At 69.0% G+C, this 23,030-nt stretch carries 20 protein-coding genes; 11 read left to right on the plus strand and 9 right to left on the minus strand.

All coding sequences use genetic code 11. From position 1 onward, the window contains the following. Positions 1–158: 158 nt before the first annotated feature. On the minus strand, positions 159–1,214 hold the full coding sequence (locus AC07PR_RS19665; protein ID WP_377156115.1) for a tetratricopeptide repeat protein: 1,056 nt from the start codon (positions 1,212–1,214) through the stop codon (positions 159–161). A 147-nt stretch (positions 1,215–1,361) separates the two neighbouring features. Beyond that, a complete protein-coding gene (locus AC07PR_RS19670; RefSeq protein WP_377156116.1) occupies positions 1,362–2,261 on the minus strand; it encodes a LysR family transcriptional regulator in 900 nt (299 codons plus the stop codon). A gap of 103 nt (positions 2,262–2,364) precedes the next feature. On the opposite strand from AC07PR_RS19670, the gene ilvD reads away from it, so the two are divergent. Then, positions 2,365–4,083: a dihydroxy-acid dehydratase gene (gene ilvD / locus AC07PR_RS19675; RefSeq protein ID WP_377156118.1), complete on the plus strand. Its 1,719-nt coding sequence runs from the start codon at positions 2,365–2,367 to the stop codon at positions 4,081–4,083. A gap of 19 nt (positions 4,084–4,102) precedes the next feature. Here ilvD and AC07PR_RS19680 read toward each other — a convergent pair whose 3' ends face one another. Beyond that, positions 4,103–4,351 carry a TIGR04438 family Trp-rich protein gene (locus AC07PR_RS19680; RefSeq protein WP_377156120.1) on the minus strand — a complete coding sequence of 83 codons (249 nt, stop codon included), beginning with the start codon at positions 4,349–4,351 and terminating at the stop codon, positions 4,103–4,105. A 162-nt stretch (positions 4,352–4,513) separates the two neighbouring features. On the opposite strand from AC07PR_RS19680, the gene AC07PR_RS19685 reads away from it, so the two are divergent. After that, the gene (locus AC07PR_RS19685) at positions 4,514–4,825 is read left to right on the plus strand and encodes a c-type cytochrome (RefSeq protein WP_377156122.1); all 312 of its coding nucleotides are present in this window, start codon (positions 4,514–4,516) and stop codon (positions 4,823–4,825) included. Between the two features lie 106 nt (positions 4,826–4,931). On the opposite strand, the gene AC07PR_RS19690 is transcribed toward AC07PR_RS19685, so the two are convergent. Next, the gene (locus AC07PR_RS19690; RefSeq protein ID WP_377156124.1) at positions 4,932–5,459 is read right to left on the minus strand and encodes a helix-turn-helix transcriptional regulator; all 528 of its coding nucleotides are present in this window, start codon (positions 5,457–5,459) and stop codon (positions 4,932–4,934) included. Positions 5,460–5,795: 336 nt separating this feature from the next. Further along, positions 5,796–7,766, minus strand: a complete 1,971-nt coding sequence (gene acs, locus AC07PR_RS19695; RefSeq protein ID WP_431102563.1) for an acetate--CoA ligase — start codon at positions 7,764–7,766, stop codon at positions 5,796–5,798. A gap of 173 nt (positions 7,767–7,939) precedes the next feature. Here acs and AC07PR_RS19700 point away from each other — a divergent pair, with 173 nt between their 5' ends. Continuing rightward, a complete protein-coding gene (locus AC07PR_RS19700; protein WP_377156129.1) occupies positions 7,940–8,542 on the plus strand; it encodes a TIGR00645 family protein in 603 nt (200 codons plus the stop codon). A gap of 96 nt (positions 8,543–8,638) precedes the next feature. Here the strand turns inward: AC07PR_RS19700 and nhaA are convergent, their stop codons facing one another. After that, positions 8,639–9,805, minus strand: a complete 1,167-nt coding sequence (gene nhaA / locus AC07PR_RS19705) for a Na+/H+ antiporter NhaA (RefSeq protein ID WP_495136293.1) — start codon at positions 9,803–9,805, stop codon at positions 8,639–8,641. A gap of 248 nt (positions 9,806–10,053) precedes the next feature. Between nhaA and AC07PR_RS19710 the strand changes: the two genes are divergently transcribed. Beyond that, a complete protein-coding gene (locus AC07PR_RS19710; RefSeq protein WP_377156132.1) occupies positions 10,054–10,302 on the plus strand; it encodes a hypothetical protein in 249 nt (82 codons plus the stop codon). Positions 10,303–10,353: 51 nt separating this feature from the next. Here the strand turns inward: AC07PR_RS19710 and AC07PR_RS19715 are convergent, their stop codons facing one another. Beyond that, positions 10,354–10,914 carry an outer membrane beta-barrel protein gene (locus tag AC07PR_RS19715; RefSeq protein ID WP_495136294.1) on the minus strand — a complete coding sequence of 187 codons (561 nt, stop codon included), beginning with the start codon at positions 10,912–10,914 and terminating at the stop codon, positions 10,354–10,356. A 230-nt stretch (positions 10,915–11,144) separates the two neighbouring features. On the opposite strand from AC07PR_RS19715, the gene AC07PR_RS19720 reads away from it, so the two are divergent. From AC07PR_RS19720 to AC07PR_RS19730, 3 genes are all read left to right on the plus strand, one after another. Beyond that, positions 11,145–12,683 carry a fumarate hydratase gene (locus tag AC07PR_RS19720; RefSeq protein WP_377156135.1) on the plus strand — a complete coding sequence of 513 codons (1,539 nt, stop codon included), beginning with the start codon at positions 11,145–11,147 and terminating at the stop codon, positions 12,681–12,683. 14 nt (positions 12,684–12,697) lie between these two features. After that, a complete protein-coding gene (locus AC07PR_RS19725; protein ID WP_495136295.1) occupies positions 12,698–13,957 on the plus strand; it encodes a M23 family metallopeptidase in 1,260 nt (419 codons plus the stop codon). Between the two features lie 256 nt (positions 13,958–14,213). Next, positions 14,214–15,119: a c-type cytochrome gene (locus tag AC07PR_RS19730; protein ID WP_495136296.1), complete on the plus strand. Its 906-nt coding sequence runs from the start codon at positions 14,214–14,216 to the stop codon at positions 15,117–15,119. Positions 15,120–15,154: 35 nt separating this feature from the next. On the opposite strand, the gene AC07PR_RS19735 is transcribed toward AC07PR_RS19730, so the two are convergent. Together AC07PR_RS19735 and AC07PR_RS19740 are read right to left on the minus strand one after the other, a co-directional pair. Then, positions 15,155–16,510, minus strand: a complete 1,356-nt coding sequence (locus AC07PR_RS19735; RefSeq protein WP_483105728.1) for a mechanosensitive ion channel family protein — start codon at positions 16,508–16,510, stop codon at positions 15,155–15,157. Between the two features lie 190 nt (positions 16,511–16,700). Then, positions 16,701–17,654 carry a histone deacetylase family protein gene (locus AC07PR_RS19740; RefSeq protein ID WP_495136297.1) on the minus strand — a complete coding sequence of 318 codons (954 nt, stop codon included), beginning with the start codon at positions 17,652–17,654 and terminating at the stop codon, positions 16,701–16,703. 58 nt (positions 17,655–17,712) lie between these two features. Between AC07PR_RS19740 and AC07PR_RS19745 the strand changes: the two genes are divergently transcribed. The 4 genes from AC07PR_RS19745 to AC07PR_RS19760 all read left to right on the plus strand — a co-directional run bounded on the left by AC07PR_RS19745 (position 17,713) and on the right by AC07PR_RS19760 (position 22,886). Then, a complete protein-coding gene (locus tag AC07PR_RS19745) occupies positions 17,713–18,666 on the plus strand; it encodes an AAA family ATPase (protein ID WP_431102556.1) in 954 nt (317 codons plus the stop codon). Between the two features lie 70 nt (positions 18,667–18,736). Continuing rightward, positions 18,737–19,771, plus strand: a complete 1,035-nt coding sequence (locus AC07PR_RS19750; RefSeq protein WP_377156143.1) for a DUF58 domain-containing protein — start codon at positions 18,737–18,739, stop codon at positions 19,769–19,771. Positions 19,772–19,916: 145 nt separating this feature from the next. Beyond that, the gene (locus AC07PR_RS19755) at positions 19,917–20,714 is read left to right on the plus strand and encodes a CPBP family intramembrane glutamic endopeptidase (protein ID WP_495136298.1); all 798 of its coding nucleotides are present in this window, start codon (positions 19,917–19,919) and stop codon (positions 20,712–20,714) included. Between the two features lie 93 nt (positions 20,715–20,807). Beyond that, entirely contained in the window at positions 20,808–22,886 is a 2,079-nt protein-coding gene (locus tag AC07PR_RS19760; RefSeq protein ID WP_495136299.1) for a transglutaminase TgpA family protein, read from the plus strand. The last annotated feature ends 144 nt before the right edge of the window (positions 22,887–23,030 follow it).

Genomic DNA, 23,030 nt, shown 5'->3' on the forward strand with positions numbered 1-23,030 from the left:
CGCGAAGGGGCGAATCATAAATGGCACCCATGGGGTACTTAGCGGAGGAGCGACCGCGAGGCAGGCCGGTGCCCCTTTCCGCTCAATCTCCTCCTCGCCGCTCGGAATTCGCTCCAAGGGGCACCGGCCTGCCTCGCTCCGAGCCACCGAGGTGATCGTCAGGGAGCGCCGAGCGCGGCGAGCTGCTTGCGGCAGTCCTCGATGTCGCCGTTGCTGCCGCGGCGGTTGTCGATGCAACGTTGCAGCGCCACGCGCGCGCCGGCCTTGTCGCCCTTGCCCGCCAACGCGCTGCCCAGGCGCCGGTCCAGGCCCAGTTGCTCGGCGCCCAACATGCCGCGGGCGCGCTCGAAAGCGGCCACCGCCTTGTCGTACTGGCCCAGCGCGTCGTATGCGCGGCCCAGGCCGTAGGCGCCCATCGCCTGGGTGGGCTGGCTCTTGAGCAGTTCCTCGAACCACGGCACCGCCCGCTCCTTCTGCTCGCTGAAGAACAGGTTGCGACCGTAGTCGCTCCACAGCACGCGTTGCTCCAGCAGCAGTTCGGGCCGCTGCGTGCGCACGGCGCGCAAGGCCTTCTCCATCGCCGGCCAGTCCTTCTTCGACGCCGCCACCCGCGCACGCATCAGGCTCAACTGGGCCGGGTCCTTCACGTCCTGCTCGAGGGCGCGCGCCTTCGACTCCCCGCCCCCGACGAAGCTCGGCAGGGCCAGGTAGTACTGCTGCAGCGCACTGCGCGGCTCGGGCGCGTCGGGCAGCAGCGTCATCGCGCGCTGCGCCAGCTCGCTGACCCGGCCCAGCGACCCCAGCGCCTTGAGCTTGCTGCCGCCGCGCGCCTGCATCACCAGCGCCAGCGCCAGTGCGTAATGGCAGGCGCCTTCGTTCGGCGTGCGCTGCACGCATTGCTCCAGGCGCTGCGTGTTCTGCTTCAACACCGCGCCGTCGACCAGATCGAGCTGCGCCAGCGCCAGCGCGGCCACCGCCTGCGGATCGTCCGGATCCGCTTTCAGGCGCTGTGCGGCGAGCTTCTCCAGATCGTCCGCGCGGCCGGCGTCGAGCAGCGCCTGCAGCTCCGTCTCCTTCAGCACCGCGGCCTGGGCCGTCGTCGCGAAGGCCACGCTCATGAGCATCGAGAAACCGGTCACGACGCAGATCGCGCCGATCAGGCGTCGCCAGGTGCCGCGGCGGGCGGTGTCGTCGTTCTTGCGGGGAGCTTTCACGGGAGAAGGTCCTTTCATCGGCAGATGGTCGCAGAAGTCCGCCGGGCCTGCATGCCCCCTGCATGCCGAACACGGAACTTCACCTTCGTCTTCACCATCGGCAACAAACAGGCCGGACCTGCCCCTTCGAGCCCGGTCCGCGCGGGGTCATGCCTTGACTTTCACCTGACCGCGGACGTGGTCGACGAAGCGATGCACCACCGGCGACGCATCGCGGCGCCAGATCAGGCTGGTATCGCAGGCCGGTACGCGCGCGGACGGCCACGGCCGGTAGCGCACGCCGGGCCGCTGCAGCGCGCAGACCGACTGCGGCACCCAGGCCACGCCCATGCCCGCCGACACCAGGTTGACGATGGTCTGCATCTGGATGGCCTCCTGCGCGATGTGAGGCGTCGCGCCGTGCGCGCGGTAGAAACCGAGCAGCGCGTCGAACAGCGACGGCGCGATCTCGCGCGGGAACACGACCAGCGGCTCGCGCAGCACGTCCTCGAGCGACGGACCGCGGCGTCGCGCCAGCGCCCAGTCCTCGGGATGCGCCAGCACCAGCGGCTCGGTCGACACGGTCAGGCAGTCGAAGCCGGCCGGTTCGGCGCCGGGCGCATGGATCGCGAAACCGGCGTCGAGCTCGCCCGTCTCGAAACCGCGCAGCTGGACATCGAGCGTGGCCTCGCGCAATGCGAGCTGCACGTCCGGCAACGCTTCGCGGAACAGCCGCAGCCAACGCGGCATGTCGCCGTAACCGACGGTCGACACGAAACCCAGGCTCAGCCTGCCGGCTTCGCCGGTGGCCGCAGCGCGGACGCGGGCGGGCACCTGGTCGGCCTGCTCCACCAGCCTCGCGGAGGCCTCGACCAGCGCCAACCCGGCCGCCGTCAGCGCGACGGTGCGGCGACCGCGCTCCAGCAGCTGGACGCCCAGCTGCGCCTCCAGCTTCTGCACGGCCAGGCTCAGCGGCGGCTGCGTCATGTGCAGCCGCTCGGCGGCGCGGCCGAAGTGCAGTTCCTCGGCCAGCACCAGGAACTGACGCAAGGGGCGGAGTTCGATCATCGATACATGGCATGAATCAAAACACCGACAACTATATATTGGACCCGCAAGAAGGCGCGACGCATACTGGCGCGCTCCAAGCCTCGCTCGCCAGGATGACGCCATGACCGACCCCAAGAACAACGCCCCTGCGCCTCACGACGACGCGCCCAACCGCCGCTCGAAGCACATCACCGAGGGCGTCGCGCGCGCGCCGAACCGGTCGATGTACTACGGCATGGGCTACCAGGAAGGCGACTTCGGCAAGCCGATGATCGGCGTGGCCAACGGCCACTCGACGATCACGCCGTGCAACTCCGGCCTGCAGAAGCTGGCCGATGCCGCGGTCATCGGCCTGAAGGCCGCCGGCGCGAACGCGCAGCTCTTCGGCACGCCGACGATCTCCGACGGCATGGCCATGGGCACCGAGGGCATGAAGTACTCGCTGGTCTCGCGCGAGGTCATCTCCGACTGCGTCGAGACCTGCGTCGGCGGCCAGTGGCTGGACGGCGTGATGGTCATCGGCGGCTGCGACAAGAACATGCCCGGCGGCATGATGGGCATGCTGCGCGCCAACGTGCCGGCGATCTACATCTACGGCGGCACCATCAAGCCGGGCCACTACAAGGGCCAGGACCTCAACATCGTCAGCGTCTTCGAGGCGGTCGGCCAGTTCAGCGCCGGCAAGATGAGCGAGGAAGACTTCTGCCAGATCGAGAAACGCGCCATCCCCGGCAGCGGCTCCTGCGGCGGCATGTACACCGCCAACACGATGAGCTCGGCCTTCGAGGCACTGGGCATGTCGCTGCCCTACTCCTCCAGCATGTCCAACGTGGAGGACGAGGTCGTCGAGAACACCAGACGCGCCGCCGACTACCTGGTCGCCGCCGTCAAGGCCGACCTGAAGCCGCGCGACATCGTGACCAAGCAGGCGATCGAGAACGCCGTCGCCGTGATCATGGCCACCGGCGGCTCGACCAACGCGGTGCTGCACTTCCTGGCGATCGCGCATGCGGCCGAGGTGGACTGGACCATCGACGATTTCGAGCGCATGCGCACGAAGATCCCGGTGCTGTGCGACCTCAAGCCCAGCGGCCGTTTCCTGGCCGTGGACCTGCACAAGGCCGGCGGCATCCCGGCGGTGATGAAGCAGCTGCTGAAGGCCGGCCTGCTGCACGGCGACTGCATCACGATCACCGGCAAGACCGTGGCGGAGAACCTGGCCGACGTGCCGGACCTGTCGCCCGACCAGGAGGTCATCCGCGCCGTCGACGATCCGATCTACGCGCAAGGCCACCTGGCCATCCTGAAGGGCAACCTGTCGCCCGAGGGCTGCGTCGCCAAGATCACCGGCCTCAAGAACCCGGTCATCACCGGCCCGGCGCGCGTCTTCGACGACGAGCAGTCGGCGCTCGCGGCCATCATGGCCAACCAGATCAAGGCGGGCGACGTGATGGTGCTGCGTTACCTCGGACCCAAGGGCGGTCCGGGCATGCCGGAGATGCTGGCGCCGACCGGGGCGCTGATCGGCCAGGGCCTGGGCGAGAGCGTCGGCCTGATCACCGACGGCCGCTTCTCGGGCGGCACCTGGGGCATGGTCGTCGGCCACGTCGCGCCGGAAGCCTACGCGGGCGGCACGATCGCGCTGGTCAACGAAGGCGATTCCATCACCATCGATGCGCTGCAACTGCTGCTGCAGCTCAACGTCGACGACGCCGAACTCGCCCGCCGCAAGGCGGCATGGAAGCAGCCCGCGCCGCGCTACACGCGGGGCGTGCTGGCGAAATTCGCGAAGAACGCATCGAGCGCCAGCTCCGGCGCGGTGCTCGACAAGTTCGAGTGAGGGGTAGGCGCGGGAAGCTTCAACGCTTCTTGCGCGTCTTGTCGCCCTGGCCGATGGCGTCGAGCTGACGTTGGCGGCGCGATTCCTTCTTCTCGTCCATCTTGTCCATCTCCTTCTTCTTGGTGTAGCCCGTCTTGTCGGCAATCTCCCACCACACGACGGCCACCGGGAAGGGCGACAGCACCCACCACCAGCTCAGCGTCTCAAACGGGCCGACGGCGGCCAGTTTGAGAAGGATCAACAAGACACCGATCACCATCAACCACATCGTCGTTCTCCTCGTGCGCACGCCCGGTCGGCGCGTCCCTCAACACTACAATCGCGCGAGCCCGGAATCTCCCAGCCACTCGTCGACTTGCGTCGCGACTCGTCATGTCGCGGCGGCGATTGTGGCGCCATTCGGAGGCCCGGCGACACCTGAAAGGATGCCATGAGAAACGCCCTGTTCATCTCCGCGGCCCTCGCCGCCACGTTGACCGCGCCCAGCGCCTTCGCCAGTCCCGAACTGGCGCAGAAGAAGAACTGCATGGCCTGCCATGCGGTCGACAAGAAGCTGGTCGGCCCCGCCTACAAGGACGTCGCGGCCAAGTACGCCGCGGACAAGGACGCGGTGAAGAAGCTGGCCGAGAAGATCATCAAGGGCGGCTCCGGCGTCTGGGGTCCGGTGCCGATGCCGGCCAACACGCAGGTCAGCCCGGCGGAGGCGGAGCAGCTCGCCAAGTGGATCCTGTCGACGAAGTGATCGCTTGAAGTGATCGTCGACCGGGCGTCCCGCGACGCCCCCACCCTGCAGGCCCTTCGGGGCCTTTGCTTTTTCAGGATGGTCGGGCGGGCCCGTGGTGGCCTCGTCAGGCCACGAGCTTGAGCAGCTCGTCGCGCCGCCGCTCGTCGAGGTGGCGGCTCTCGCGGGCGAGATTGACGGCCTTGGCCACCGTCGCGAGCTCGAGGATGGCCTCGTCGATCTTGTAGCCGCCCCGCCCCTGCATCCAGCGCAGCACGTCCCACAGATGCCAGACCGAGGACGAGTTGCCCTCATGGATCGGCGACGGAAAACTCATCGGGTGCGTGAGCATCAGCTTGCGCATGTTCTGGCGGGACACCCCCACCAGCGCCGCCACGTCGGTCAGGCCGACCATGTCCGGCCCCGCCTCGATCAGCCGCGCGCCGGGGATGGCCTTGCGGACCTCGCGCAGCGCGCCCAGCAAGGCCTGGTCGGCGCGCTCGGCGCCTCTGGCGAAGCTCAGCATCATCCTGCCGCGCAGGCCCACGGCGACCCGCACGTCCTTGCAGCCGACGGATGCGAGCCGTTGTTTCAACGGCTCTTCCTCGCAGTCCGACGGCGGCATCTGGTACTTGAGCGTGAACGAATATTCCACAAACGACTCCTTCTGTGAGGGCGGCGTCTGGCGCGCCGTGTCGCCCGAGCGCCGCCATGATCGCGGGCACCGCTCCTGACGGAACGGAGCCGGCATTCTTGGCCCGGGCGCGTCCGGGCTCCACAACCCGTCGGAGTGTGGATCGCGCGTCCGCTGCCACGTGAAGGTCAGCCGCTCACCAAGGTCGAGGCATCGAGGCGGTTTTCCGCTTGCGCCAGCGCAAGAAAAAGCCCCGCGAAAGCGGGGCTGCGACGGTCTTCAGAGGAGAAACGCCTGAGGAACCGATGACAACGGGGATGCCACGCGCATCCCGCGCGCGGCATCGGACCGGTGTCCTCAATAGGCCTGTCCGAGCTGTTCCAGGATGGCCGGGTTCTCCAAGGTGGAGGTGTCCTGCGTGACGCTCTCCCCCTTCGCGACCGAGCGCAGCAGGCGCCGCATGATCTTGCCGCTGCGCGTCTTGGGCAGGTTGTCGCCGAAGCGGATGTCCTTGGGCTTGGCGATCGGACCGATCTCCTTGGCCACCCAGTCGCGCAGCTGCTTGGCGATGGCCTTGGCCTCGTCGCCGCTCGGACGCGCGCGCTTGAGGACGACGAAGGCGCAGATCGCCTCGCCGGTCGTGTCGTCCGGACGGCCGACGACCGCCGCCTCGGCCACCAGTTCGGTGCAGCTGACCAGCGCGGACTCGATCTCCATCGTGCCCATGCGGTGGCCCGACACGTTCAACACGTCGTCGATGCGGCCGGTGATCGTGAAGTAGCCGTTGTCGGCGTCGCGGATGGCGCCGTCGCCGGCCAGGTAGTAGCCCTTGAGCTCCGGCGGGTAGTAGCTCTTCTTGAAGCGCTCCGGATCGCCGTAGATCGTGCGGATCATCGACGGCCACGGCTTCTTGACGACCAGGATGCCGCCCTGCCCGTTGGGCACGTCGTTGCCGGTCTCGTCGACGATGGCCGCGGTGATGCCGGGGAACGGCAGCGTGCAGGAGCCCGGCACCAGCGGCGTGGCGCCCGGCAGCGGCGTGATCATGTGGCCGCCGGTCTCCGTCTGCCAGAAGGTGTCGACGATGGGGCAGCGGCCGCCGCCGACATGCTCGTGATACCACTCCCACGCGGCCGGGTTGATCGGCTCGCCGACCGAGCCCAGGATGCGCAGGGAGCTGAGGTCGTAGCGCTTCGGGTGCACGGCCTCGTTCGCCTCGGCCGCCTTGATCAGCGAGCGGATCGCCGTCGGCGCGGTGTAGAAGATCGTGACCTTGTGCTTCTCGATCATCTGCCAGAAGCGGCCGGCGTCCGGGAAGGTCGGGATGCCCTCGAAGACGACCTCGGTGCCGCCCAGCGCCAGCGGGCCGTAGGTGATGTAGGTGTGGCCGGTCACCCAGCCGATGTCGGCGGTACACCAGAAGACGTCCGAGTCCTTCAGGTCGAAGGTCCACTTCGTCGTCAGCGCGGCATGCAGCAGGTAGCCCCCGGTGCTGTGCTGAACGCCCTTGGGCTTGCCGGTCGAGCCCGAGGTGTAGAGCAGGAACAGCGGGTGTTCGGCCTCGACCCATTCCGGCTCGCAGCTCGAGGACTGGCCGGACACCGCGTCGTGCAGCCACTCGTCGCGGCCGTCGACCCAGGCGATGTTGCCGCCGGTGCGCTTGTAGACGATGACGTGCTTGATCGTGGGGCAGCTGTTGTCGGCCAGGGCCTCGTCGACGATGGCCTTGAGCGGCAGCGACTTGCCGCCGCGCGCCTGTTCGTCGGCGGTCAGCACCATCACGGCGCCGGCGTCCTGGACGCGGTCGCGCAACGATTGCGCCGAGAAGCCGCCGAACACCACCGAGTGCGTCGCGCCGATGCGCGCGCAGGCCTGCATCGCGACCACGCCCTCGACCGACATCGGCATGTAGATGACGACGCGGTCGCCCTTCTTCACACCGCGCGCCTTCAGCGCGTTGGCCAGTTGCGCCGTCCTGGCCAGCAGCTCGGCATAGGTGACGCGGGTCGTGGTGCCGTCGTCGGCCTCGAAGATGATCGCGACCCGGTCGCCGCGGCCCGCTTCCACGTGACGGTCCAGGCAGTTGTAGGAGACGTTGAGCTTGCCGTCCTCGAACCACTTGAAGAACGGCGCGTCCGATTCGTTCAGCACGGTCGTGAAGGGCTGCTTCCAGGTCAGCAGCTCGCGCGCCAGGCGCGCCCAGTAGCCTTCGTAGTCGTCCTCCGCTTCCTTGCACAGCGCCTCATAGGCGGCCAGGCCGGACACGTGGGCGCCCTGGACGGCGGATGCGGGGGGGTTGTAGATCTTGTCGCTGATCTTGTCGCTCATGGCCTATGTCTCCGTACAGGCAGGGATCTTCGAACTCAGGTTCACACTCGGGCGAACTCTCCGCTTTCACACTGACGATGTGCTTACTCTTGTAGAAGAGCACGCGGCATGCTCTCACTAAAATCAACTGGTTTGGCGGTTCCCGCCAGTTACGACTTGAAGGACTTACCCCGATGACCGACAGCCCGAAGCGCCGCCGCAATCCGATGGCCACCATCATGTTCGGCAGCCGCTGGCTTCAACTGCCGCTGTACCTCGGCTTGATCGTGGCACAGGCCGTGTACGTCTTCCAGTTCTGGACCGAGCTGGTACATCTGGTCGAGGCCGCTTTCGGCAACCAGGAGGCGCTGAAGCTGCTGGTCGACAGCGTGGGCTACAAGGCCGGTGTGGCCGGTGTGGGCGTGGCCAAGCTCAACGAGACCATCATCATGCTGGCCGTGCTGGCGCTGATCGACGTGGTCATGATCTCCAATCTGCTGATCATGGTGATCGTGGGCGGATACGAGACCTTCGTGTCGCGGCTGCACCTCGAAGGCCACCCCGACCAGCCGGAGTGGCTGGACCACGTCAACGCGTCGGTGCTGAAGGTCAAGCTGGCGACGGCCATCATCGGCATCTCGTCGATCCATCTGCTCAAGACCTTCATCAACGTGCAGAACCTCCAGGAGCAGACGCTGATCTGGCAGACCGTCATCCACCTGGCCTTCCTGCTGTCGGCGCTGGCGATCGCGATGACCGACAAGCTGCTGTCGCACGGCCCGACCGAGAAGCACTGAGCAGGGGGGGGCTCCAGCATCCGAGCCGATGCACGCGACGGCGCATGAACGACGAAGGGGCCCTCGGGCCCCTTCTTCATTGACGGATCGGCGTTCTCAGCCGCGCTTGCGCATCAGGATCAGCGTCCCCGCGATACCCGACAGGATGGACCCGCCAAGCACACCCAGCTTGACGCGGGTTTCCCAGTCCGGGCCGTGTCCCTCGAAGGCCAGGCCGCCGATGAACAGGCTCATCGTGAAGCCGATGCCGCACAGCACGCAGACGCCGAAGAGCTGGACCCAGTCGGCGCCGCCCGGCTTCTGCGCCAGGCCCAGCCGGATCATCAGCCACGAGCTGCCGAACACGCCGATCGCCTTGCCCAGCAGCAGGCCCAGCGCGATGCCCAGGGACACCGGATGGAGCAGGTCGCCGGCGTGCAGTCCGAGCAGCGACACGCCCGCATTGGCGAAGGCGAACATGGGCAGGATCAGGAACGCGACCCAGGGGTGGAGCGCGTGTTCGAGGTCCTCGGCTGGCGAATGGCCGTGGCCGTCGTCATCGGACGGGATGAAGAGCGCGGTGGCCACGCCCGCCAGCGTGGCGTGGACGCCCGACTTCAACACGCAGGTCCACAGGACGAGGCCCACGACGATGTAGACGTCGGCGCGCCTGACCTTGGCGCGGTTGAGCGCGAAGAGGACGGCGAGGCAGGCCGCGGCGCCGGCGAGCGCCATCAGCGACAGCTGGCTCGTGTAGAAGAGCGCGATGACGACGATGGCGCCGAGGTCGTCGATGATCGCGACCGCCGTCAGGAAGACCTTCAGCGAGGACGGCACGCGGCTGCCCAGCAGCATCACGATGCCGATGGCGAAGGCGATGTCGGTCGCCGCGGGGATGGCCCAGCCGTGCAGCGCCACCGGGTCGCCGAGGTTGAGGCCCGCGTAGATCAGCGCCGGCGCGGCCATGCCGCCGAACGCGGCGACGATGGGCAGCACGGCCTGCGACCGATCCGACAGCTCCCCGCCGACGAATTCGCGTTTGATCTCCAGGCCGACCAGGAAGAAGAAGACGGCCATCCACAGGTCGTTGACCCAGACCAGCAGCGGCTTGGCCAGCACCAGCCAGTCGCCGCCGATGCGGACCTCGCCCTCGATGCGGGTGAAGGCGGCGTACAGCTCCCGCCAGGGGGAGTTGGACAGGAACAGCGCGACGACTGCGGCGATGGCGAGCACGATGCCGCCGGCCGATTCGCTGGCGAAGAAGCGTTTGAGTCCCGGTGTCAAGAAGCATTCCTCCAGAAGACGTCCCGCAGGATCGGCGGGGCTGGGCAGTAAAACAGAGCGGACGCGTCGCGTCGATGGCTCATCGGGGCAGAAGGCGCCGTGAGGACCCGATCATCGCCGGTGCGCGCCCCGCCCGGGCGCTGACGGACTCCGCGTTCGTCCCGAGGCGGAAGGCACGCGGGCGCCGATAGCATCGGCGGCCGGGGCGAATCGCCTCGACAACCATGAAGGTCAGGGAGAAGGACGCGATGAGATTCTGGATCTGTGCGGCACTGCCGCTGGTGGCGACCTTGGCCGCGTGCGCCGCGCCGGACACGGACAAGGCCTCGGCGGTCAAGGCGGAGTCCTGCGAGCGCGAAGCCCGCACCGGGTCGATGCTCGGACGCAAGCAATGCGGCCCCGCGCTGAGCGAGGCCGAGCGTGCGCGCATGGCTTCGGAGCTGCAGACGCAGATCAAGCCGACGGCCAGCAATCCGGGCAGCGGCGGCGGTCACTGAGCCGACGGCGCTGCCGGTCGAGTCCGGCCGGGCGGGCCGGACGCTGCGGGATCAGAAGCTGAAGCGCGTCCCGAAGTACCAGGCGCTGAGGGTGCGCTTGTCGTCGACGTAGAGATCGAAGTGCCTGGCGCGGCTCAGGTCCGCGCCGAGCTCCACACCCCAGTACGGCTTGACGGCGACGGTCAATCCAAGGCCGGCATAGGGCTGGGCGGAGGAGCGAGAGAACCTGCCGTACGCGGGGTTCATCAGTTCCGCCTTCTGCCACGACACACCGCCGCGCGCCACCACGCCCAGCGTGCGCCACACCGGTTGGCGATACGACAGTCCGGCGGTGAGCGCACGACTCTTGAGCACACCCCACATCCAGTTGTCGGCCGCGACGCGGACGGTGCCGTAGTCCACTCGCCCGATCTCGAGGCCGAGACCGTTGTCGAAGTGGTAGCCCACCAGCAGCCGGTTGAACTCGCCGTGGCGGTCGCAGGGCCCGCTGCTCTGGCACAGCGACTTCGAGAACTGGCTGGCGCCGACGTCGAACTGGGCGCTGATCTCGGCCTGCGCCGCGGGCATGGCAACGGCGGAAGCGGCCAGCACGGCCGCGATGGATGTCTTCAAGGGAACTCCCTCTGATCCCGCTCGGGCGGGATCGGTTGTTGTGGTGTCATTGCCGTCTCTTGCGGCGGGCGACATCGTAGCCGCGAGCGGCGCGGGCGGCCGATCGGCGCCGTGGCGTTCGCACAAGCGTGCGCACCGCGTCCCGCCGACGCCTCCGGCGACGGGGATTTCATCGGGTAACGGGATAAAAAGGATAATCGCCGTCTCCCGTGACCAGCCTGTCCACGACCATGACCACCATCCGCTACGCCGACCTCGTCGAAAGCGTCGCCGCCGCGCTGCAGTACATCAGCTACTACCACCCGGCCGACTACATCCAGCATCTGGCGCGCGCCTACGAGCGCGAGCAGAGCGTGGCCGCGAAGGACGCGATCGCGCAGATCCTGACCAATTCGAAGATGTGCGCCGAAGGCCGCCGTCCGATCTGCCAGGACACCGGCATCGTCAACGTGTTCCTGAAGATCGGCATGGACGTGCGCTGGGGCGACTTCCCCGGCTCCATCCAGGACGCCGTCAACGAAGGCGTGCGCCGCGCCTACAACCACCCGGACAACAAGCTGCGCGCCTCGGTGCTCAGCGATCCGATCTTCGAGCGCAAGAACACCAAGGACAACACGCCCGCGGTGATCTTCATGGACGTCGTGCCCGGCAACACCGTCGACGTGATCGTCGCGGCCAAGGGCGGCGGCTCGGAGAACAAGAGCAAGGTCTACATGCTCAACCCGAGCGAGAACATCGTCGACTGGGTGCTGAAGACCGTGCCGACGATGGGCGCGGGCTGGTGCCCGCCGGGCATGCTGGGCATCGGCGTCGGCGGCACGGCCGAGAAGGCCGCGCTGCTGGCCAAGGAAGCCCTGATGGACGACATCGACATGTACGAGCTGCTCGAGCGCGGTCCGAAGGACAAGCTCGAGGAGCTGCGCATCGAGCTGTACGAGAAGGTCAACGCGCTGGGCATCGGCGCGCAGGGCCTGGGCGGCCTGACCACGGTGCTGGACGTCAAGATCAAGACCTACCCGACGCACGCGGCGTCCAAGCCGATCGCGATGATCCCGAACTGCGCGGCCACGCGCCACGCGCACTTCGTGCTCGACGGCTCGGGCCCGAGCTACCTGACGCCGCCGAGCCTGGACCTGTGGCCCGACGTGAAGTGGGCGCCGGACTACAACAAGAGCAAGCGCGTCGACCTGAACACGCTGACCAAGGACGAGGTCGCCAGCTGGAAGCCGGGCGACACGCTGCTGCTCAACGGCAAGATGCTCACGGGCCGCGACGCCGCGCACAAGCGCATCCAGGACATGCTGGCCAAGGGCGAATCGCTGCCCGTGGACTTCACCAACCGCGTCATCTACTACGTCGGCCCGGTCGATCCGGTGCGCGATGAAGTCGTGGGACCGGCCGGTCCCACGACGGCGACCCGCATGGACAAGTTCACCGACATGATGCTGGAGAAGACCGGCCTGATCGCGATGATCGGCAAGGCCGAGCGCGGCCCGGTCGCGATCGAGTCGATCAAGAACCACAAGTCGGCCTACCTGATGGCGGTGGGCGGCTCCGCGTACCTCGTGTCCAAGGCGATCAAGCACGCCAAGGTCGTCGGCTTCGAGGACCTGGGCATGGAAGCGATCTACGAGTTCGACGTGGTCGACATGCCGGTGACGGTGGCGGTCGACGCCGGCGGCACCAGCGCCCACATCACCGGCCCGGCCGAATGGCAGCAGCGCATTGCCGCGGGCAAGCCGATCAAGATCCCGGTGGCGGCGGGCTGAGCGCCCTTCCCCGTGTGATCGCCAGCGTCGCGATCACGAATGACAAGACCACCCTCGGGTGGTCTTTTTCATTGGCGATGCCTTCCGGCACTTCGTGTCGCGACGGGATCGCGCGTATCACTAAGGACATGAGCGATCACATCGACGGCGTGGCGCGCCTTCCGCGCCGAACCTTCACGGGCGCCGCCCTGGCGATGCTCGCCGCGCCGCTGACGTCCGCGAGGGCCACGACGATGGCGGACGATCCTGCTCCGGCGGCGCCATCGAGCCGCCCGCGGCTGATCGCACCGGGAGGCAAGGTCCGCGTGGAAGGCGAGGATGAGCTCGTCGGCGAGATCCATCTCGCCTGGCCCGCCGGAGAGCCGTCGCCGACGACGGTGCGGCTGCTCGATGCCGATCGTGGCGACACCTTCGCGGCGCTCCAGGACGCCGCGCTCACGCGGCGTCTCGCGCGCATCGACGAGGACCGGCTCCTCATCCACGTGGAGCTGCGCTCGCGACCCGGACAGCCTCTGCCACCTCGCCTGTTGCCGATCGTCGCGTGGGGGCCGGATCGGGAGGTCCGGGGTGATGCGCTCGTCGTGCCGGCGCAGGGCGCGACGGTCTTCGGTCCTCCGCTCGGAGAGGGCCTGTGGGTCGCGATCCACGATCCCGCCTGGACGCGCGGCCACCGGCGCGTTGGATTCCAGCAGTCGGACCGTTGGACGATTCCCGGCCGGCATGCCATCGACTTCGTTCAGGTGGACGCGGACGGCCACATCGCGCGAGGCGACGCCGATCGACCCGCCAACCACTTCGGGTATGGGGCGCCGGTGCTGGCCGTCGCTGACGGCGTCGTGATCGCGACGAGGAACGACATGGCCGAGGCGACGTCGATCGCGGGCAACCGCCGCCATCCCTTGATCGACGCGCCAGGCAACCACGTCATCCTGTCGCTGGCGGGCCGGGGGCATGTGCTCTACGAGCACCTGCGCCCGGGCAGCCTGACCGTCCGCCCCGGCGACCGCGTGCGCAAGGGCCAGGTACTGGGCGAGCTGGGCTTCACCGGCGACTCCACCGGCCCCCACCTGCATCTGCACCTCTGCGACGAAGGTGTGCCGAACAGCGGGGAAGGCCTGCCGTTCGTGTTCGAACGCTTCGAGCGGCTGGGTGGCTATGACGACCTCGCGACGCTTGGCCGCGCGCGGTGGCAAGCGGCTCCGGAGGAACTTGCCACGGTCCGCCTTCGCGAGAAGCCAGCCTCCCATCGGGTGATCCGTTTCACCCCTGCATAGCCCTCCCCTAGTTCAAGGGTGAACCCACACTCACCTCCCCGTTCATCGCCGCCGATCGCGCTTGATCGCGCGCCACGCGCATTTCATCGCAGCCGCGATGGTGCGGCTCAGTGCCCCTCCCAGAATCCGCCGCCGTGCCCTTGAGCGCCCCGCCGAAGCCGCGGAACGCCGTGGGCATCGGGTCTGTGCGCCGACCGATGGCGGCGCGCAGGCGCGACCCCACGCGCATCGGATGAGAGTTTCGGGAGTGAGAGTGATGAATCGATGGATCCAGCGAGGCCTGTTCGGTCTCGCCACCTTGGCCTTCCTGGCCGGCGCGTGCGCACTGGCCGCCGTGCACATGGCCGACACGAAGATGAACCGCCGCATCGAGGTCGCGTCGCGCGACGTGCCCATCCCGGTGGATGCGGCCAGCCTGGCGCGCGGCCGCTACCTGTACGCGACGCGCGGCTGCGTCGACTGCCACGGCGCCAACGGCGCCGGGCGCCGCTTCATCGACGACGACGGCATGCGCGTCGCCGGTCCCAACCTGACGACCGGCCCCGGCGGCGTCACGATGGGCTACACGCCGGCCGACTGGGAGCGCACGCTGCGGCACGGCGTGAAGCCGGACGGCACGCCGCTGCTGATCATGCCGAGCCAGGACTACAACCGGCTCACGGATGAGGACGTCGGCGCGCTGGTGGCCTACATCCGATCGATGCCGCAGGCGCGCGGCGGTCCGGCGGAGATGCAGCTGCCGCTGCCGGTGCGGGTGCTCTACGGCCTCGGGCAGATACCGGACGCAGCCTCGCGCATCGATCACACGCTGGCGCCGGAAGCGCCGGTCCCCGCGGGGCGCACGGTGGCCCACGGTCGTTACCTCGCGGCGATGTGCATCGGCTGCCACGGCGAGCAGTTGCAAGGCGGCCGCATTCCCGGCGCGCCGCCCTCGTGGCCGGAAGCGGCGAACCTGGCCGACGCCTCCGGGCCGATGGCGTCACGCTACGGCGACGCGGCGACCTTCGCACGCATGATGCGCAGCGGCCAGCGCCCGGACGGCTCGACGATCGCGGTGATGCCCTTCGAATCGCTGCGCGAGCTCACCGACGACGACCTCGCCGCGCTGCACAGCTACCTGACGCGGCACGGGACGCAGGTGGCGTCAAGCAGCGGGCGCTGACCGCGGCGCGGACGGGACGGGACGGGCACAACGACTCAGGCGCCTCGCCCGGCCCCCTCCGGCACCGTCGGTGTTTCGGCAATCGTGCGCACCACCCGCTGCGGGAACGGGATGTCGATCTCCAACCGATTCAGCAGCCGCAGGATCGCCAGGTTGACGTCCGAGCGCACGCCGCCCTGCCCGTTGTGCGGATCCGAGATCCAGAACCCGATCGTCAGCTCCAGCCCGTCGGCGGCGAAGTTGCTCAGCGACACCGACGGCGACGGCTCGGACAGCACGCGCGGGACGCGCTTCACTTCCTCGATCAGTTGCGGGAACAGCGCGTCCACGTCGGTGCCGTAGGCCACCTGCACCACCGTCGACACGTTCACCTGCGGGTCGGCGAGCGAGAGGTTCTCCACCCGCGTCGTGATCAGCGACTCGTTGGGCACGATCGCCTCGCGGCCGTTGAGCGCGCGGATCACCGTGTAGCGCGTCTTGATGTCGCTGATGCGACCTTCGAAGTTGTCGACCTTCACCATGTCGCCGATCCGCAGCGAACGCTCGGCCAGGATCATGAAGCCGGAGACGTAGTTCGCCGCGATCTTCTGCAGCCCGAAGCCCAGGCCCACGCCGACCGCGCCGCCCAGCCAGGACAGCGCGCTCAGGTTCAGGCCCACCATGTTCAGCGCCACCATCGCGCCGACCACGAGCAGCGCCGTGCGCGTCAGGTTGACCGCGATCTTGCGCATCGAGAGGTCGAGCACCGACTTGCCGCGCAGCAGGCGCGACTCGATGGCCGACGACAACCACAGCACCACGAGCATGATCGCGCCCACCTGCAGCACGCCGATCAGGAGGTCGTACACCGTCGTCGATTCGCCCCTGGCGTTCTTCGGCAGGAAGCCCAGCTTGTAGTCGTCGAGTTCGTCGATGAGGATCGGCAGCAGGCCGACGATCCACAGGATCGATCCCAGCCACGCCACCCACGACACGCTGCGCTCCAGCAGCTTGATGCCGATGGAATCGGGCATCGTGGCCCGCAGCACGCGCGCGACGAGGCGGATGACCACCAGGGACAGCAGCACCGGGATCACCACGCGGAACAGCGCGACCGGCTCGCCGATGAACGGCATCAGCCGGCGCGCGCCCAGCGCCAGCAGCAGCGCGATGACCGGGAACAGGACGCCGTCGAAGACGCGGTGACCGAGCAGCACCGAATGGTGGCCGGGTGCCGACGTGACGTGTTTGCTGATGCGGTAGACGATCAGCCAGGACAGCGCCAGGCAGGCGAGCACCAGGCCGACCTCGATCAGCGCGCGCGGCCGCGCCAGCATGGTGAGCAGCGACTCCAGCTCGCGCAGGCTCAGCGTGTGGTTCAGGGAAGAGGTGGTACCCAAGGTGGCGTTCAAGGAAGAGATCAAGTCGGCATCCGGCGCGGGCCGGGTCGTTCAGTCGAGGGGAATGCTGGGTGGTCGCCCGTGCGTGACGAGTGCGGCGAGCGCGGCTCGTGCGGCTCGTGCGGCTCGTGCGGCTCGTGCGGCGAGCGCGTGCGGCAAGCGCGCGCGGCGGGGGCTTGCGGAAGAAGACCGAGGCACCGGCTCAGATCCCGGCCAAGGTCCGCAGGTGCACGCCGACGCTGCGCGCCAGCGCGCCCAGGTCGTAGCCGCCCTCCAGGCAGGACACGATGCGGCCCTTCGCGTGGCGCCGGGCCACGTCCATGATGCGCAGCGTGATCCATTCGTAGTCGGCCTCGACCAGGCCGAGCTGCGCCAGATCGTCGTCGCGGTGCGCGTCGAAGCCGGCCGAGACGAAGATCATCTGCGGCTTGAAGCGCTCCAGCGCCGGCATCCAGAGCGACTCGATCATCTCGCGCACCTCGGCGCCGCGCGTGTAGGGCGGCACCGGCACGTTGAGCATGTTCGCGCCCTTGGGCTCGGTGCCGGAGTACGGATACAGCGGGTCCTGGAAGATGCTGACCATCAGCACGCGATCGTCGCCGGCGAGGATGTCCTCGGTGCCGTTGCCGTGGTGGACATCGAAGTCGATGACCGCGACACGGTCCAGGCCGCGCACATCGAGCGCATGCCGGGCCGCGACGGCCACGTTGTTGAAGAAGCAGAAGCCCATCGCCTGGTCGCGCGTCGCGTGGTGGCCGGGCGGACGCACCGCGCAGAAGGCGTTCTCGGCCCGGCCGTCGACGACCAGATCGGTCGCGTGCACCGCCGCGCCCGCCGCGCGCAGCGCCGCGGCCCAGGTGTGCGCGTTGGCGGTGGTGTCGGGATCGAGCGCCTTCATCGGATGGGGCACGCCCTGCTTCGCCTGCGACTCGAGCGCCTCGAGTTCCGCCTTCAACTCCGCGACGTAGCGGGCCGAATGCGCGCGCTCCAGCGATTGCAGCTCGGCGCGCGGCGCCTCGTGACGGTCGAGCGCGACGTCGACGCCGTGCGCGATCAGCCAGTCCTCGATCGCGCCCAGGCGCTGCGGGCATTCCGGGTGACCGGCGCCCATGTCGTGACGATGGCAATCGGGGTGGCTGATGAAGGCGGTGGACATGGTCGGGGCATGTTCGGAGCTTCGTCGGAGCGAAGGGATTCTGAGATATCGTGCGCCGATGAGTTCCGCCGCTCCGACCCTCGCCTCCCAGCCGCTGACCGACCTGCGCCGGCAGATTAGCACGATCATCAAGGGCAAACAGGCGCAGACGGAGGACTGTCTGGCCTGCCTGCTGGCCGGCGGCCACCTGCTCATCGAGGACCTGCCCGGCGTCGGCAAGACGACGCTGGCGCACGTGCTGTCGATCTCGCTGGGGCTGCGCTTCTCGCGGGTGCAGTTCACGACCGACCTGATGCCGTCGGACCTGCTCGGGGTCAACATCTACCAGCCGGGCGCGCAGGCGGCCGGTGGCAGTCCCTTCCAGTTCCACCCCGGACCGGTGTTCAGCCAGGTCCTGCTGGCCGACGAGATCAACCGCGCCGGCCCGAAGACGCAGAGCGCCCTGCTCGAGGCGATGGAGGAGTACCAGGTCAGCGTCGACGGCACGACGCATCCGCTGCCGCTGCCCTTCTTCGTGATCGCGACGCAGAACCCCAGCGAGCAGCTCGGCACGCATCCGCTGCCGGAGTCGCAGCTGGACCGTTTCCTGATGTGCATCAGCCTGGGGTATCCGGACCGGCAGGCCGAGCGGGAGCTGCTGATGGGCGGCGACAGCCGCGAGCTGCTGCGCGCGCTCAAGCCGGTGATGACGCCGGACCAGCTGCGCGAGCTGCAGCGCGCGGTCCTGGCCATCCATGTCTCGCCGGCGCTGCTGGACTACCTGCAGGCGCTGCTGGAGGCGACGCGTTCCGGCGAATGGTTCCAGGAAGGCCTGAGCCCGCGCGCCGGCCTGGCGCTGCTGCGCGCGGCGCGGGCGAAGGCGCTGCTGAGCGGGCGCGACTACGTCTCGCCGGACGACGTGCAGGCGATCCTGCCGCAGACCATCGCGCACCGGCTGCGGCCGCGCGGCGGCAGCGCGCGGGGCGCGCGCGAACAGGTGCGCGCGATGATGGCCGCGGTGCCGCTGCCCTGATCGCGACGCCGCGATCCCGACCGCCGCCGCCGACCGTCTACCGCAGCCCACACCGTCGCCCAATACCGCCATGCGCGTTCCATCCTGGAAGCTCCCCTCGCTGAAGCTGCCAACGGTGCGCTGGCCGTGGCAGCGGCGCTGGGAGAAGTGGTGGCAGGGCCGCCACCCGGCCAGCGACACGACCGCGCTGACGCAGCGCAACCTGTACATCATCCCCAGCCGCCCGGGCGCCGCGTTCGTCGCGACGCTGCTGGTGCTGCTGCTGGCCTCGATCAACGACCAGTTGAGCCTGGGCTACCTGCTGACCTTCGTGCTGGCGGGCGCGGGCATGGCGTCGATGAACGCGACGCACGCCAACCTGCGCGGCCTGAAGCTGGACCTGAAGACACCGCCCGCGACCTCCGCCGGCCAGCCGCTCGCGCTGGACATCCGGCTGCACAACACCGGCGCGGCGCGTTTCGGCGTCGGCCTGAGACTGCCCGACGCCAAGGCGGCGGACACGGCCTACGCCGATGTGCCGGCGCAGGGCCATGCGCAACTCCACCTCCAACTGAGCTTCGCGACGCGAGGCCGGCATGCGCTGCCGCGCTTGCGCATCGAATCGCAATTCCCCTTCGGGCTGTTCGTGACCTGGAGCTACTGGCGCCCGGCGGCGCAGGCCTGGGTCTATCCGGCACCGGAGCTCGACGCGCCGCCGGCCGCGGCCGTCGAGGAAGGTCTGCCGCAAGGCCAGGGCCAGCCGGGCCTGGGCGACGATCCGGGGCTGCGGCCTTACCGGCACGGCGACTCGCCGCGACAGATCCTGTGGAAGAAATCGGCGCTCGCGCTGGCGCAACCGCAGCCGGCGTCGGGCAGCGGCGGCGGCGCGTCGCTGCTGGTGCGCGAGCGCCTGGGCAGCCGCGCCAGCGAGCAATGGCTGGACCTCGCCGCCACACGCGGCCTGCCGTTCGAACAACGCGTGTCGCGTTTGACGGCCTGGGTGCAGCGGGCAGAGGAAGAGGGCCTGCCCTACGGCCTCCGGCTGCGTGACATCGCGATCGAGCCGGACCTCGGACCGGATCACTTCCGCGTGTGCATGGAAGCGTTGGCGCTGATCCAGGAGTAGTTCGAGCTTGCGGCGTCGGGCCATGCTGGCAGCGTCGCGACCACAGGAATCAGTGGGTGGCTTGGCTCAATCCGGTGGGACTTGCCGCAGAGTTGACCCTCATCTGCCATAGCCAGCAAGACCCGACCCCGCAAGACTGTGCGTCATGACTCTCCGTCAACGCACAGCCTCCATGGCGCGGGTATTGCTCGGCCTCTACCTGATCGGCCATGTCACCTACAGGTTGAGCCTGTGGATCTGCCTGAACATCCTCCAGGTCCCGTCGATCCACGCGCCGCTGGGCGCGTCGGTGCTGACGTCCCTGCTGGACCTGTCCATCGTCTACCTCCTCTTCGGCCGCGTACTTCTCGGGAGACTGACCAGCGGCCGAACCTGCCGGTGCGCCGTTCCGCTCGGCGTGCTGATGGCCATCGGCCTCGTCGCATCGATGATCGTGGGAGCGACGTTCGGTGCGGTCAGATGGATCCCCCACGACACCCGCGACGTCCAGTGGTTCTATCTGATCGGCTTTTCATTCCATGCCGCGGTGTCCGAGGAACTGCTCTGTCGATTCCTCGCCCTGGACCGGCTCGGACCGGTCATCGGCAAAGCGCCTGCCTTCGTCTTGCAGATCCTGCTGTTCGTCTACCTCCACCTGTTCGGTCCGCCGCTCGATCTGCGCGCCGCGCTTCACCTGGCCCTGGGCGCCGTCATGATCGGATCCTTCTATCTGTGGAGTCGATCACTGCTCGGCGCGATGGCCTTGCACCTGGCCTACGACGTGCTGGTCTCGCTGGCCTTCGGCGGGTCCCTGGACGGGCTGGCCATCTACCCCCTGGTCGCCGGAGACAACTTCTCCCTGCTTCACAGCTATCAGGCCAGCGCCCTCTTCATGTCCTGCCTGTCGGTCTGGATGCTGTGGAACGCCCGACGGCCACGGCGACTTCCGACGTACATCCTCTGACCCCAATGTCACCCTGACCTGTGCTACGTTGCGTCCTTCCGAGCAATTCCCCTGAATCACCGCCGCGAGACCCGCGATGCGGACGCCGACGCGATGAGCGCTTCCTTCCCTCCGACCGCCGCCCCAGGCGGCTCGATCAAGCACCGCAGCCCCCTGCCGCGCGAAGCGCGCGACACGCTGTTCCTGCTCGCGATCATCGCGGCCACGCTCGTCCCGCACGCCGGCCATCTGCCGTGGTGGTGCAGCCTGCTCACCGCCCTGATGCTCGGCTGGCGCGCGCGACTGGCCTGGCGCAGCGAGGCGCTCCCCGGACGCTGGAGCCTGTTGGCCGTGCTCGCGCTCGTCGTCGGCCTGACCTTCGCCACGCACAAGACCATCCTCGGCCGCGAAGCGGGCATCACGATGCTCGCGATGCTGATGGCGCTGAAGACGCTCGAGCTCCGCGCCAGACGCGACGCCTTCGTCGTCTTCTTCCTCGGCTTCTTCCTGGTGCTGACGCAGTTCCTGTACTCGCAGTCGCCGCTGATCGCGATCTGGATGATCGCCTGCGTCTGGGCGCTGCTGTCGGCGCTGGTGCTGGCGCAGATGCCGCAGGGCGTCCCCAGCCTGAAACTCGCCGCGCGCATCGCCGCCCGCAACACGCTGATCGGGCTGCCGGTGATGGTGGCGCTGTTCCTGCTCTTCCCGCGTTTCCCGCCGCTGTGGGGGCTGCCCAAGGACTCGGGCGCGCGCACGGGGCTGTCGGACTCGATGAGCTTCGGCGCCTTCGCGGACGTTGCCGTCGACGACACCATCGCCATGCGCCTGCGCTTCGACGGCGCGCCGCCGCCCCAGCCGCAGCTGTACTTCCGCGCGCAGGTGCTGACGCGCTTCGACGGCAAGACCTGGACGACGCCGCGCGTGACCTGGTCGCCCGGCGACGATGCGCCCGCGCTCCAAGGGCCCGTGTTCCGCTACGAGGTCACGATGGATCCGTTGCGCGTGACCGCGATCCCGCTGCTCGAATTCAGTCCCGGTGCCAGCGGGGCACGGCTGCCGCTCGGACGCCTGACCGCGACCCGCGCGCCGCAGGGCCAATGGCAGGTGCCGCTGCCGGTCGCCGAGGTACTGCGCTTCCGGCACGAGGCGTGGCCGCGCGCCGCGCCGAGCACCCGCCTCGGCCGGGCCGACCGCAATGAATCGCTGAGCCTGCCCCCGGGCGTCAATCCGCGCGCCCGGGCCTACGGCGCGTCGCTGAACCAGCGCTTCGCCACGCTGGACGAGGACGCGCTCGCCCAGGCGGTGAACCGGGAGCTGCTGACGCAGATCCGCCGCGACGGCTTCGGCTACACGCTGGCGCCGGGCGTCTACGGCGAGACGACGCCCGACGCGATCGACGAGTTCTGGTTCGATCGCAAGCTCGGCTTCTGCGAACACTTCGCGTCCGCCTACGTCGTGCTGATGCGCGCGGCGGGCGTGCCGGCCCGCGTGGTCACCGGATTCCAGGGCGCCGACCCCAACCTGCAGGACGGCGACCTGATCGTGCGCATGAGCCAGGCGCATGCCTGGGCCGAGTTCTGGTCGCCCTCGGGCGGCTGGCAGCGCGCCGACCCGACCGCGGCGGTCGCGCCGGAGCGTGTCCAGGGCCGGCCGCTGCGGCCGGAACCGGGCCTGTTCACGGGCGCGCTCGACCAGTTGCGCCCCGGCCTGCTGACGGACCTGCGCGCCGTCTGGGAGCGGCTCAACAACCGCTGGCAGCAGTCGGTGCTGAACTTCTCGACCGGCGACCAGATGAGCCTGCTCAAGCGGCTCGGCTTCGACAACCCCGACTGGACCACGCTGGGACAGGTCGCCGGCGCGCTGTTGACGGCGACGGCCGTGATCGGCGCCGGCGTGGCCGCGTGGCAGCGGCGGCCGCACGACCCGTGGTCGCGCCAGCGCCTGCGGGTGCGGCGCGAGCTCGATCGGCTCGGCCTGCCGACCCGCGACGACGAGACGCCGCGCCGCTGGGCGGCCTCGCTCGTCGAACGCCATGGTGCGCAAGCCGAGGCCGTGGCGGCGTCGCTGTTGCAATTGGAAGCGCAGCGCTATCGCCAGGACCTGGCCGCGGCCACGTCACAATGGCAACGCCTGTTCGCGGCGCAATGCGCCGAGCTCCGGCAAGGCCTGACCGCTGACCCGCTGACCCGCTGACCCGCTGATCCGCTTTTCCTTCCGCTGCCGTTTCTTCTCCCGATCCGCCGCTCCGCGTCCCTGCATCACCGCCGCGCCCCGCGCGCTTCCGCTCGCAAGACCGCCCGCATGACCGCCCTCCGCCGTACCCGCAGTTCCTCTCCC

The sequence above is a fragment of the Roseateles sp. GW821-FHT09H11 genome (assembly GCF_059415845.1).